Origin of the sequence: Rhodococcus cercidiphylli (assembly GCF_033042225.1) — a bacterium.
Lineage (GTDB): Bacteria > Actinomycetota > Actinomycetes > Mycobacteriales > Mycobacteriaceae > Rhodococcoides.
Map to the genome: position 1 here is coordinate 239378 of NZ_JAWLKE010000003.1, position 12748 is coordinate 252125.

The following is a 12748-nucleotide window of genomic DNA, read 5'->3' on the forward strand; positions in this document are numbered from 1 at the left end:
GAGCCGGGATCGGCTATGCGCCGGGCTGGACGAGGAGCAAGACTGCGCCGACGATCGGCGAGACAGCGGCCACACCGCCCAGGACGAAGAGCGAGAGCTTGAGATCCTCGCCCGACTCGCTCAGATCGCTGGACATGCCGCGCTTGCGGGCTTTCTTGGAGGCAAGGAACGAGGTGAGCACCCACAGGCCCGCGATGGCGATGCAGGCACCCCAGATCGCCGCGAGAATGCGCTTCCATGTCTGGTTCAGGGCGGGGCCGAACAAGCTGATGTCCGGGTTGACCCCGTCGTACGGGTTGACGGTCTGTGCGGCGGCGACTCCGCCGGCCAGGACGGTCAGCGCGGCGGTGAGGGCGAGGACGCCCAGCACGCGGCGTGTCCGGTGCGAGGTGTGGGTGGTGGGGGTGGTGACGGATTCTGTGTCCATCGGGGGTTCCTTTCCGAAACATGGTGTTCTGCAGTGCCAATGGATGTATGAGGCGGGGCTATTTGTCTTGAATGCGGCTCACCTCCCAGCCGTCGGAGCCGCGCCGCAGGATCATCGCGACGACCCTCTCGCTCACCGGTGCACCGTCGATGCGTTGGGTGACGTGGTAGGACCGGTATGCCGTCGAATCGGTCTGCGGGGGAACGGGTTCGTCGTCGGCGACGAGGTCGGGGGTCAGGACCGCGCCGCACGCGGCCCAGTCCAGCCATTGCGCGCCGGGGCTCGATTGCGCTGTGGTGGAGGTGATCTCGCGCGCGTAGTCGGAGGTGAGCAGCGGTGCGGTGCGGGCGGCGGCATCGTTGGGTCCGGCGTCGACGGCGGTGTTCCAGGTGAACCAGACCGTCAGCGCCGCGGTGGCCACCGAGTCCGGGTCCTGCCGGTCCACCCCGGCCGCGATGTCGGGCAGCGCGGTCGCGGCCGGCGCCGGGGTGCGGGTGGGATCGCTGCCGCTCGGCGGGGGCGTACCCGGTGTCCACTGCTGCGCCGGGATCGACGGGGCATCGCTGCCGTTGTCGGTGCTTTCATCACCGCAGGCAGTGAGAATTGTTGCAGCGGTCAGGATTACGGCCACGGCGGTACGTCTGTTGATTTTCATCCGAATCTCCGTGCTGTCAGTCCGCTCGCGGGCGGGGTCCAGTCCGATACCTTCACGACGTCGCCGGACTGCGGTGCCTCGACGACCTTGTTTCCGCCGAGCCAGATGAAGATGTGGCCCGAGTGGGGTTGGATGATGTCGCCGGGAGCGAGCTCGCCGGGGGTGGCTATCACGCGGCCGCGGCTGTCGGCGATCTGCGCCGAGTCCTGGTGGGGGAGCAGGATCGCGCCGCCGGAGGCTTGTGCGACGGCGTAGAGGACCAGTCCGGAGCAGTCGAAGCCGACCTTGTCGAAGTCGCCGATCATGTCCGCGCGGCCGCCGCCGTCGCTGACCCCGCGGGTGGGTCCGTTCCGGTCGCCTCCGCCCCAGGCGTAGGTGGTGCCGAGCCAACGCATCGCCGCCGCGACGACGTTCTGACCGAACGGGCCACCGGGGACGATGCCCGGTGTGGCCTGGGGCACGGCGACGGAGAACGCTTCTGCTGCGCGGCGGGGAATCTTCGCGACGTAGTCGAGGGTTTCGGCGTTCTGGCACACCCGGCCCTGCGACAGGGTCGCACCGGGCCCGCAGTTGTACATCGACAAGTACAGCTCGGTCAGGTCGCCGCTGACCTTGCCGGCGGCGAGCGAGTCCTTGGCGATGCCCGCCAGCTCGCAGTCGTAAGCGGCTTGGCTCATCACCGCGTCGGCGATGCTGCGGGTGTCCTTGCGTCCGTCTCCATCACCGTCGACGCCTTTCGCCGCCCACGTGGCAGGCATGAACTGCGCCGGGCCGTCCGCGCCGGAACCGTTGTTGTGGGCGTCGACGTGGAAGCCGCCCTCTTGTTCGAGCTGCGCGGCGACGACCGGAGCGGTGACCTCGGGGCACACGGTGCCGGCCTTGACGATCCACGGCTCGAAGTCCGCCGGCACCGATCCCGGTCGCAGTCCGGTCGACCCGGCCGGGACACCGCAGCCGGGTTTGATCGCGGCGGCGAGTTTGACCGATCGACTCGATACACCCTGCGCCGCGGCACCGGTGGTCGGGGTCGCGGCGGAGGTGGCGGCCGGGGCTGCTGCGAGGACGTCCGCGGTGGCGGCCGGTGCGGTGGCACCGGCGGCGGCGAGCCAGGCCACGGGATCGACCGGGCTCGATCCGGATGCGAGGCGCGTACCGGGCCAGACCTCGAAGTGCAGGTGCGGCCCGGTGGACTGTCCGGCGTTACCGACGGCGCCGATCGGGTCACCGGCCTTGACGGTCTGGCCCGCGGTCACCCCGACACCGTCGTCGTTCATGTGGCCGTAAACCGTCGAGAGCGACTGGCCGTCGACGGTGGTGTCGATGATGATCCAGTTGCCGAACCCGCTGGCATGTTCGGCCTTGACGACCGTGCCGTCGGTGGCCGCGTAGATCGGGGTCCCGATCGGGGCGGAGTAGTCCTGGCCCTGGTGTCCTTCGGCTTCGCCGGTGACCGGGTTCGTGCGGGCACCGAAACCGCTCGTGGCCTGATAGGTGCCTTCACGGAGCGGCATCACCACTGTTCCCGAGTGCGGAGCCACCGCCGCCGCGCCGGCCGGCAGGCACGTGCCGTCGTCGACCGGCGGTGTGCGATCGCCCGAGAGGACACCGAACATGCCGATCGCAGCGACGGCGGCGATCAGCAGCAGGCTCAGTGCGCCGGCACTGCCCTTGCTGCCCTGCTGTGACGCTGCCATCGGTGCGTGTCCTCACGAATCGAAAGAATGATCAGTGCCCGCCCGGACACCTGTGGTGGTACGCGTTGTTCGTTTGTGGTGCTGCGGTTTTCGGTTGCTCTGCGTCATGCCCGCCCGGCTGCAGAGCCTGCTCGGTGGCCGGGCGGTCAGCCCCCGATCTTCTGGGTGAAGAAGTCGATGAGCCATTGCAGTGCGCTGCGGCCGGTGGAGTCGACCGTGAAATCGCCGTAGGACTGGTGCGCGCCGGAGGCGAAGAACGTCGCGGCGTCGATACCGGCACCGACCAGCTCGGCGGCATCGCCTGCACCCGGTGACGAGGCCAGTGAGACGAGACTGCCTGCCAGACCGGCGAAATCGCCGGTGGAGGCTTGCTGGCCGATCGCTGCGGACTGTCCGGTGACCTGGGTCTGCGCGCCGAGCTGGTCGGCGCTGGTCTTGGAGGATCCGGTGAGCACTCCGACCGCGACCGAGGCGAGGTCGAGCCCGATGGGTAGCAGTTCGGCGGCGGCCGCGAGGTTGCCGGTTTCGAGGATCTTCCACGCGACTTCCTGGATCGCGCCGACATCGTTGGCCAGGCGGATCACGTCGACGTTGCCGAGCAAGCTCAGCACCAGGGAGGCGATCTGCGCCGATCCGCTGGGGTCGGGGATCATCGCCACCAATGCTGCGAGGGTGCGAAGGTCCACTCCCGCAGCCATTTTCACGATCGGTGCGAACTGGTTGTTCAGGTCTCCGGCGATCTTGTGCGATCCCGCGACGTCGAGTGCGGCGACCTTCTGCGGCAGCGCGATCAGGTTGTCGACGATGCCTTGGTAGTCCAGGCTCGTGAAGCCGGTCGCGACGTTGACGACCTGGTTGACCACTGTCTTCGGCTTGAGCAGCGAGAGCACCTGCGTTGCCGAGGTCAGCGCATCCGGGGACACGGACTGCAACGGTGCGACCTGCCCGCTCAGGGTCGATGCGGTGCCGGCGAGGCCGGCGGTGGTGCCGGTGCCGCCCAGCACCGACGAGGCGGTGTCGGCGATCGAGGTCGCTGTGCTCAGGACTGCGGGAATGTCGATCTGGTCGAGTGCGTCGAGCACCGTGGAGGTCTTCGCTTCCGGTGATCCTTCCGGTGCGGTGTCGAGAGTCGAGCGGATGCCGGGGTTCGCGGCGATCACCGATTGCACATCGGCGACCGGTTCGAGGCTGTTGAGCAGCGATGTCGCCGAGGCCCCGACGCTGGCGACCTGCGACTGAGTGCGGTTGGTTGCCACAGAGTCGGGCAGGGTGGCCACCCGCTCCCCGAGAGTCGATGCGGTGTTCGCGGCACCGGCCAGATCGACGCGGGAGAAGTCCGAGACCAGCGATGACGAGAAATCGCTGACCCCTCCCGACTGTGTCGGTGTCGTGCCCGGTTGCGTTCCGGCACCGGTGACGCCGCCCTGCGCGGTCGTCGACGGAGCGACGGTCGATCCGGATCCGGTCTGCCCGCCGGTGGTGGCCGGGTCGACAGGCTTGTTCGCCAGGACCTTGCCCAGGCCCGCGAGCAGACCGTCCTTGCCGGCGTTCGTCGAGCAGTACAGGTCCGTGGGATTGCAGAGCTGTTTGACCACCGGGGCCAGGGAACCGAAGCCTTCGGGCCGGACCCCGCCGATGCCCTGGCCGTCGACCTTCGGCCCGACGACGGTGCCGCCGGCGGTGCCCTGGTGCGGATCGGCGACCAGACCGACGCCGAGAATCCGCGCCGCGGGAACGACGCCGCGTCCGTTGCCGATCTCGGCGGCGACGTCGCCGGCGGCGTCCGCGCCTTGGGAGTAGCCCGAGAGCACGAACTTCGATGTCGCGCACGCGGAGGTGAGGATGTTGTTGATGGCGCTCTTGCCGGTTTCCTTGCTGTCGGCGTAGGTGCGGCCCTTGTCGAACGCCGACGCCGCGTACGCCGGGTAGTAGACCTCGATGTCGTTGCCATACTTCTGTTCCAGGGCGTTGCCGACGGTGGCGAGCATCCCGACCGGGGCACTCGGATTCGCGGCGGGATTGGTCTCCCATGTTCCCGGGGTCATGATCGCGACGTACTTCGCGCACGAGGTCGCCGTCGTCGCTGCCGGGGCGGCGTGTGCGGGGACGGTGCCCGCGGCCAGGACCGCGGAGACGAGGACGGTCAGCGCCGACAGTGTCCGGCGTTGTCGTCGCCGCGGGGTGGTGTGCGTTCTCTGGCCGGTCATGGTGTTCTCCTCGTGTGCGTCGAGCGGGGTGGGGACGGGTTCAGGCTCCGCGACGGTCGCGGCTGCGCCGCTCCCACTGGGAGAGCTGTGGGGGTGGTGCGCTGTCGGGCTGGCGGTTCACTGGCTGCGGGGAGTACGGATCGGTGAACTGATAGGCCGCGCCGGCTCGTGCCGCGGCGACGTTGTCGGCGACCAGGGCGGTGACATTGGTGTACGCCTCGATCGTGGCGGGCGGGAGGTCCTTGTAGACGATCCGATCGCCGCGGGCGAGCGCTGATTCGTACGGGGCCTGAATGAAATTGCTTTCCTGGACACCGAGATTGCGCAGGTCCTCGAAGACCGCCGACGCCAAGTTCGGGTTGGAGTCGGGGGTTGCGCAGGTCACGACGATCGTCGACGCCAACAGGTGTCCGTAGCCGCGGGCGATGATGCCCTCGAGCATTTGGTAGACCTGCCGGGCGATGTCGAGCCGTAGCGGGAGCGGAACGACCAGGGCATCGGAATGCTGCACTGCCCACTGCCAGCTCTCGGCCAAGGGATTGGCGGCGGTGTCGATGACGATCAGGTCGCGGTGTCGGCGCAGCACTGCCATCACCGCAGCGCATTCGTCCCACCCCAGGTTGCGCTCACGGTCGGCCGAATTGTCCGCCGCAAGAATGTCTTCCATCGTCGGTTGACGCCGCAGGAACGCAGTGAGCGATCCCGATACCGCCGACGAGGACGCCAGCTCGTGTGCATGGTCGAGCAGGTCCCACACCGTGAGCTCCGGATCGGTGGTGCGGGCGGCGCGATCGCCGAGACTGCCGAGTGATTCGCTGGCGTCGAAGACCGTCACCCCGTGTCCACGGTGCTTGCCGAACGTCGAACCGAGCATGACCGATGTCGGAGTTTTGCCTGCTCCGCCCTTGGGGTTGATGACCGAGACCACCGAGCATCCGGGAAGGGGTTGTTGCACAACGCGAATCGACTGACGCAGTCTGACTTCGGCAGAAGTGGGCTTGGGCTTGAGGTGAGTTCCCAGGGCGGCGTTGAGTCGGCCCCGCAGGCCTGCTTCGGCCGGCTCGGCGCTCGGGTCTTCCTCCTGGCGGTCGAACAGTCGTGCGCGGTAGAACGCAGTGGGGTCGATGTCGGGTGTCTCGACTGCGGCGAGTGCGTCCTGCCCGACTCCGTACGGGTCCGGTGCCGTGTCGTCGGCCGACTCTTCTGCAGGCTGTTCGTCCGGTTCGGATTCGGGTCGGCGCAGGCGCTGAGCGCGGAGGTTGACGGTGTCCTCGGCTTCGTAGCCTGCGACGGGGTTGTCGTCGTCCGGGCGCGGGTGCTGTTCGGCCATCAGCCGACCTCCGCTTGATCGTCGACGAGAAGATCGGAGAGCCGAATGGCCTGCCACGGCCGGTGCCCGGGAACCTCGCACCACACGGTGGCTGGGTTCTCGTCGTCGATCTCGAGGCGTTCGAGGTGCACTCCGTATCGCGCGGCGAGGGCTGCGAGCCGCGTGCCGTCGAGGTGCGGGTTGGAGATGTGCAGAATCAGCCGGATCGCGGGGGCGTCGAGCTCTTCGCGTAGCTTGCCGGCGAGAAAGGCTGCCTTGCCGGCCGCCGAGTCGTCGGCCGAGGTCTGATCGCCCTGCCGAAAGACCGCGTCCTTGGCGTGAAATGTTCCGTACCAGGCTGTTTCGTCATCGTCTCCGACCACTGCGAAGCTGCCGCGCTCATCGCCTGCGGCGTAGAGCTCGACCAGCGGCGCTGCGGCGGCCGCGGAGGCGACCGCGTCGGTGACTTGCTCGGCTTCGTTTGCGCGCAATCCGTCGTAGTCCAGGTCGAGCTGCTTGTAGAGCTCTCGTTTGATCTTCTGCCACATCGACCAGTCGGCCAGGCCGGACTTTTCGGCCCATGCGCGGATCTCGCTCGCGGTCGACGCCTCGAGGGTCTCGCGTGCCTGTCGTACTGCGGTGGCGGCCTCGGCCCATTCGCTCGCTGCATCGCTCATATCCCGGCGTTCCTCTCGTCGTGGCTGTTCGCCGCGGTGCTGCGGCGATCTCGCGCTGTGGCGGCGGTGGGTGATCACGCTTGCTCGATGGCGGCGATGACGTAGCGACCGTCGACCTGGTCGGTGGTGATCCGTTGGCGGTACTGCGTCCCAGGCCCGTTCAGGCCGCTCTCGGTGAGAGTCAGGGTGTAGGAGCCGGTGCGCAGCGGGTCGATGTCGATGCAGTAGGTGGTGCCGACCGGGACGGTGGCGATACCTGCGTCGAGGTTGGCTTCGACGGTGAACGGGGCACTCGCCGGGGCGTTCGGTGACACCAGAGCGTGCGCGGCCGCGCCCGACCGCTGGACGTAATAGGCGTGCTCGAACGCGGCAATGATCCCGGGGCCGCTGTTCTGATCACCCGCCGGCATCGAGCAATCCGGTCCGGCGGCAACAGTTGTCGGCACGACGGAGGAAGAGATAACCGTATCGGTGGCTGTCGTGTCCGGCTCGGAGTCGCCACCGCTGAACAACACAGCGGCGGCGACGGCCACGAACACCACAGCAGCCCCGGCCGCCGCGACCGCGCGTCGGCGCGATCGCGGCACACGGGGCGAGCTCGACGGCACCCCTGATCGGGCTGGGCCGGTGGCACTGGCAATCGGAGATGTCGTCGAACGGCGGATCATCTGGATGTGTCCTTCCTGGCTTGTTCAACTAGCTGGCTGTAGGGCGAATCAGGCGGGTGCGAACGCTGCCTGTAAGCCGCCGAGAGCGGCAGTGGCCTGATCGACCAGAGGAGCGGCAGCCGACTGCACCGTCTCGACGGTCTGAGCCACCTGCGGCTGTTCGAGGGCCTTCGAGGTGAACCCCTGGGCTGCTTCGACGGCCGGTGCGGTCCACACCGACGCATCGCTGACGGCTTTGTCGACGATCGGGGCCGCGTTCTGAACGGCTGTGTCGGCCGCCGCGAGCGCCTGGCGGCCGTTCGGGTCGGCAGCGAGGGTGTCGCGAACCTGCCCGACAGGGCCGGGGAGATCTACTGTCGCGGCCGGCGGGATCGTCGGGACGCTGTCGGCAGCCGGGGGAACCACTGCCGGTGCGGGGGCCGGTTCTTCGATGATCTGCTGTTGGCCGCCGAGAACGGTGGCACCGAGGATGCCGCCGATGACAGAGCCTGCGCCGGTCAGGCCCAGCACGATCGGTGCCGACAGTGCTGCACCGACGCCCGCTCCGGCAAGTGCGGCTGCGCCGGGGATGAAGACCCAACCCACCGGTCCTCCCCAGACGATCGCACCGGTGCCGGTGGTAGCGGCGACTCCGAGTCCGCCGCCGATAGCAGCAGCGGTGCCAGTGATCACCGCTGCCGGGACCACCGATGCAGCGAGGCCGACAGCGCCACCGGTGATGACACCGGTCGCGGTACCTGCGGCGATCCGGTCGGCGCGGGGCGCGTCGGCGAATCCGTTGTCCACGAGCCAGTTTCCGCCATCGGCTTGTATCGCCTGCAACGTGTTGTTGGTACGTGTGAGCAGGTTCTGGTCGACGATGTTGGTATCGACCGGCAGCAACGTGCCGCCGGCGATGAAGGTTCCGGGCGGGGCCTCGATCGGGGCGATGACCTTGCGCTGCACCGTCGGGACCGGCGGCGGTGGTGGCGGAGTCGCCTGCAACGCCGGGGGTGCTTCGCTCGGGGCAGACTGCGGAGCGGGGGCTTCGTAGTAGGTGTTCTGGTAGTTCGAGGACTGCTGGTTACCGGCCAGGTAGTCGCCGTAGCTACGTGACGGGGTTTGCTGCACCTGTGGTGAGGGCTGGTAGCCGTCCAAGTACTCACGCGGTTCCGGAGAGGGCGGCGGCGGGGTGGCCGGTGCCGTCTGCGGTGTGCTCGTGACCCCCGGTTGTGATCCTTGAGGACTGGTCACTCCCGGCTGCGATGGTGCAGCCTGCGCGGGAGCGGCTTGCATGGTCAGGCCGGCGATCGTCACCGCGGCCACGGCGGGCAGCGATTTGATCACCCGCCCTCGCTTCTTGAATGAGCGGTGGTGTCCGGTGCCCTGTGATGCTGGCATTGGTGTCGATCCCTTCCTGGTGCGACCCGGCGATCGGGTCGTGCTGGTGAATGCGATTGCGGAGCAACCGTTCTGGCGACGAATTGGTTTTAGGTAAGTCGGTGGAGAGAAGTGGATGGGTGCGTGCGATCCATAGGTTGTGGGCCAGTCGCACGCACCCATCACGTGCTAGAGGCTCAGAGTCAGCCGAAGACCACCGACCAGAACCACGGCTGCTGGAAAATCCACATCGGGTATCGGAATCCTTTCTGTGAGAACGGGTATCAGAATTAGAGGTGATGTCCCGGCGGGGCCACGCAGCGCTGAACATGATGAAATGCGCTCACTGCGCGACCCTCGCGCCGGTCCACCGGTCGAGCTACAGGGCGTCGGGGAGCTCCTGTAGCTCACGAGTGGGACTATCAGCGCAAGCCCACTCGAGTCTGGTTGAAGTCCGGACTGCCAGGTCTAGGGCTTATGGGTAGGAATAGACCGCTCATTGCACGAGGTGGATGGACCCCACTCCGCTAGCAGGGCTCCGTCGTCACCGATGTATTGGTGGCGACCGGAATGGTCGTGGTCGAGCGAGCAGGCAATCAAGTCGCCATGTGTCCGATTTACGACGATTGACACGCAGAGCTGTCTCTGTGGAAGAAAATCTGGCACCATCGCATCCCGTGCGGCACTCACTTTGATTCGCCCCCGTCACCCCGGCGAAAGCGGCGATGCTGGGCGAATGCACCTGCCGTCGCACCTCGTCCGTAACGGCCAATTGCTGAACTTCGACGACGGCAATTGCTGATCTCAGCCGTCGACGGCAATTGCGATGCGGCTAGGGCGAAAGACGCGAACATGTGGAACTCCCGACAGGAATGATCGGACGGGACCTGTGAACAGACCGACCTGATGTCCCGCGCTACAAGCAGTGCCGAGATCGACAAGCACCGAGGAATCCCTTTTGGGCGCGCATCAGGACTGTAGAACAGGTTAGGTGCACCGCGCAATCCGTTCTGCTTCGTGGAACTCGAATCGATTGAGTGCATAATCGCAACAATAACGCGCAACTATAAAACGCACAAGAGTTCGAGGCCGCGGTAGATCGAGCAAGATGGGACTGTCTTGAAGGTTCGACAGGGAGTTGGGGACAGTGCCGCGAAGCGGAGTTCGTGGGTTTCGCGCCGACCGGTTGCGTGAGCTGCGGGTACGTGCGGGGTTCAGTGCTGACGACCTTGCGGCCAAGGTGGGCGCGACCAGGCAAGCAGTGTCGACCTGGGAAACGGGGCGCTCGACGCCACCGCCCGCGACGCTTGGCCGAATTGCGAACGCCCTGCACACGTCTGTCGCGGCGCTGGTCCCGATCCCGGAGTCTCAGCTGAAATTGTCCGACCTCAGGGTGCACGCGGCGCTGTCCCAAGGCGACGCTGCGCAGCTGCTCGGGATGTCGACCACCGTTCTCGCCGACATCGAGCGTGGGCGCAAGTCCGAGACCGAGGAGCGCCTCGAGTCGTTTGCCCAAACATATGGGGTGTCGACTCGAACAGTGGCAGCTGCGTGGAGTCGAACTCGCGATGCCCGCACGACACGCGCACAGTCCTTGTAAAGGACGCAACTAAAAAACGCGCTCTTTGCGTAAGCGCTTCGGTCGCATGCAGTCCGCAACAGTCTTTGTGAGTCCGTGGGGATCCGCGAGATTATTTATTCCTCGCACAATTCGGTCAGAGTTACGAGTGCGGCCGTGGTGTGCTGATCGAGTGAAACTAGAACCGCGTCGATCTTCATTGGCTTCCAAGTTCCGTCAAGACTTCTGAAGCGAAGCACGCCATTGGTGCGTTCGCGTGCGAGTGCGTTCGACATTTGCTTCGCAATTGGTACATCGTCCGGGTGGATCGCTGGTATCGGTTCGCCAGGAAGGTTTTCCCAGCAGATATTCGGTGCAGGTTCAGAGTTGTACCAGCGCAACAGGTTGAGAGTTCTGAGGTTGACCAGTGCGCGGTACTCGCCCTCCTTGCTGGAAGCCTCAAGAACGCGATGCTCGAGAATCGTGGGTGGGGGAGCGATATTGATTTCACCTGCGGGTCCGATGTCGTGGGTGATGCCCCTCAGCATTATTTCGGTGCCCGCAGCCTGATCCTCGGCGATCATCCGGCACGAGAAGTGCGCGGCGCGAAGTTCACCGTCGTCCCGCCTCACTGTCCAGACCGCTTGATGAGTGGTGCCCGGCGCTGATTGAACGATCTTGGCCATTGCTTCGCTCTCGTCACGGTTGGTGACAAGTCGGGTGAACGCTCCCGCAAGTGCACGTTGGGTCTCACGCTCGTCTTCCGGAACGCGATAGAGGTCGAGCAAGTCGTCGCTGCCGCTAGCGGTGCTTTTGGTGAGGTTGAAGTGCCATGCACCAGCGGCGTCTCGTTTTGGTGGAGTCTCGTCGCGCTGGCCGAGCCACACCCACGCACCATGTGTACGGCCCGCAAACGTTCGCAGTGGTTCGGCCACCACTCGCCTGAATCGGTCTCTGGATAGACGATCCACCACGGCCCCCGTGGCAAGCGTCTCCGTTACCGCAGCCAATGCCTCGCTGCGGCTGGCGGAACTGCGGAGAACATTACGTGGTGAGACAAAGGACTTGGGCGAAGACCCAACTCCGATGACCGACGGCTCTTCGTCTCCGAACGTTTCTATCAGGATCCAGCTACTCGACATAAATGACCGACCCCCGCAGGTCTGGTGAGTGGATTGGCTATTGCTGACGGTTGATCAGAGCCGCCGTAGTGCTTGGAGTGCAGGCAGCAGCTGTTGGTAATGAGGGCCGAGCACGCGCGCGGCCACGTCGATGAGACGGGCGTCATTGCCCACTTTCACCTGCGATTTTCCCTTCCATGCACCCGCGATAATCGCTTGGGCGGCCTCTGCAGGGGTGGTTCGGGCTATGCGGCTATCGAATAGTTCGGCAGTTCGTTCCTGGTCAACACCGGGTGCCGCCCGTGCTGTTCGAGCGATCGACGTTTTGATTCCACCAGCAATCACGCATGTCGCACGTGCGGTTCGGGACGCCAGCCGAAGTTCTTGGTTGAGGGCTTCAGTGAAGCCGCGCACTGCGAATTTGGACGAGTTATACGCGGAGTAGCCGGGTGCGGACATGACCCCAAATGCAGAAGACACGTTGACGATCCGACCGCGACGTGACTTCAAGATGTCCGGCAAAAAGGCGCGAGAGCTGTTCACGACGCTCTCGAAGTTGGTTGCCATCACGAGATCGAAGTCAGCCGGGGGAGTGTCGATTACGTCGCCGCTGTACAGGATACCTGCGACGTTGAAGACAGCGTCGACACCGCCCAGAGCAGACCGAGAAGACGCGGCCCACGACTCGATTTGGGTTCGGTCGGCGACGTCCAAATGCGTGGCGTGTGCAGCGTTGGTGCTGACGGCACATTGCGACTGTGTGTCGAGGAGCCTGTCGTAGTTATTGTCCGCAAGTGAGAGTATCCAGTTCTGACGAGCTAGCTGTAACGCGACTTCGCGACCGACGCCCGAGCCTGCCCCGGTGACCGCGGCTCTCCATTCCCCCGGCATTTGCTTTGCGCCTCCCACGTATCGGTACCATCGGTAACTAGGCACCGTAACGATTTCTTGTTCGTTGCGCTAGCAACCAGCTGGTCTGTATTGAAGTCTGTGTAGAGGGCTCGATTGGAGTGGCAAGTTTGCTTGTGAGTCTGTCGGACGCAGCGAGTTGTTGTCGTCGGCTTGGTGGGCGA

General features: G+C 65.8%; 11 protein-coding genes. 1 reads left to right on the top strand and 10 read right to left on the bottom strand.

The window, feature by feature from the left end:
• Window positions 1-13: 13 nt before the first annotated feature.
• The 8 genes from R3P95_RS08230 to R3P95_RS08265 form a co-directional block, all read right to left on the bottom strand.
• Window positions 14-427: a hypothetical protein gene (locus R3P95_RS08230; RefSeq protein WP_317547968.1), complete on the bottom strand. Its 414-nt coding sequence runs from the start codon at window positions 425-427 to the stop codon at window positions 14-16.
• Window positions 428-485: 58 nt separating this feature from the next.
• Window positions 486-1082, bottom strand: coding sequence for a hypothetical protein (locus R3P95_RS08235; protein WP_317547969.1), 597 nt, complete (start codon window positions 1080-1082; stop codon window positions 486-488).
• Window positions 1079-2776: a peptidoglycan DD-metalloendopeptidase family protein gene (locus R3P95_RS08240; protein ID WP_317547971.1), complete on the bottom strand. Its 1698-nt coding sequence runs from the start codon at window positions 2774-2776 to the stop codon at window positions 1079-1081. Before R3P95_RS08240 ends, R3P95_RS08235 begins: the two co-directional genes overlap by 4 nt.
• Before the next feature lie 146 nt (window positions 2777-2922).
• Window positions 2923-4983 (bottom strand): cutinase family protein, encoded by a 2061-nt coding sequence (locus R3P95_RS08245; protein WP_317547972.1) that lies wholly within the window; start codon window positions 4981-4983, stop codon window positions 2923-2925.
• 40 nt (window positions 4984-5023) lie between these two features.
• Window positions 5024-6313, bottom strand: coding sequence for a MinD/ParA family ATP-binding protein (locus R3P95_RS08250; RefSeq protein WP_317547973.1), 1290 nt, complete (start codon window positions 6311-6313; stop codon window positions 5024-5026).
• Window positions 6313-6969, bottom strand: coding sequence for a hypothetical protein (locus tag R3P95_RS08255; protein WP_317547974.1), 657 nt, complete (start codon window positions 6967-6969; stop codon window positions 6313-6315). Before R3P95_RS08255 ends, R3P95_RS08250 begins: the two co-directional genes overlap by 1 nt.
• A 74-nt stretch (window positions 6970-7043) precedes the next feature.
• On the bottom strand, window positions 7044-7637 hold the full coding sequence (locus R3P95_RS08260; protein ID WP_317547976.1) for a hypothetical protein: 594 nt from the start codon (window positions 7635-7637) through the stop codon (window positions 7044-7046).
• A 48-nt stretch (window positions 7638-7685) separates the two neighbouring features.
• On the bottom strand, window positions 7686-9017 hold the full coding sequence (locus tag R3P95_RS08265) for a hypothetical protein (RefSeq protein ID WP_317547977.1): 1332 nt from the start codon (window positions 9015-9017) through the stop codon (window positions 7686-7688).
• Between the two features lie 1126 nt (window positions 9018-10143).
• Here R3P95_RS08265 and R3P95_RS08270 point away from each other — a divergent pair.
• Window positions 10144-10596, top strand: coding sequence for a helix-turn-helix transcriptional regulator (locus R3P95_RS08270; protein ID WP_317547978.1), 453 nt, complete (start codon window positions 10144-10146; stop codon window positions 10594-10596).
• 95 nt (window positions 10597-10691) lie between these two features.
• Here the strand turns inward: R3P95_RS08270 and R3P95_RS08275 are convergent, their stop codons facing one another.
• Both R3P95_RS08275 and R3P95_RS08280 read right to left on the bottom strand, forming a co-directional pair.
• Window positions 10692-11696, bottom strand: a complete 1005-nt coding sequence (locus tag R3P95_RS08275) for a GAF domain-containing protein (RefSeq protein ID WP_317547979.1) — start codon at window positions 11694-11696, stop codon at window positions 10692-10694.
• A gap of 54 nt (window positions 11697-11750) precedes the next feature.
• A complete protein-coding gene (locus tag R3P95_RS08280) occupies window positions 11751-12566 on the bottom strand; it encodes an SDR family NAD(P)-dependent oxidoreductase (RefSeq protein ID WP_317547980.1) in 816 nt (271 codons plus the stop codon).
• Window positions 12567-12748: the final 182 nt, after the last annotated feature.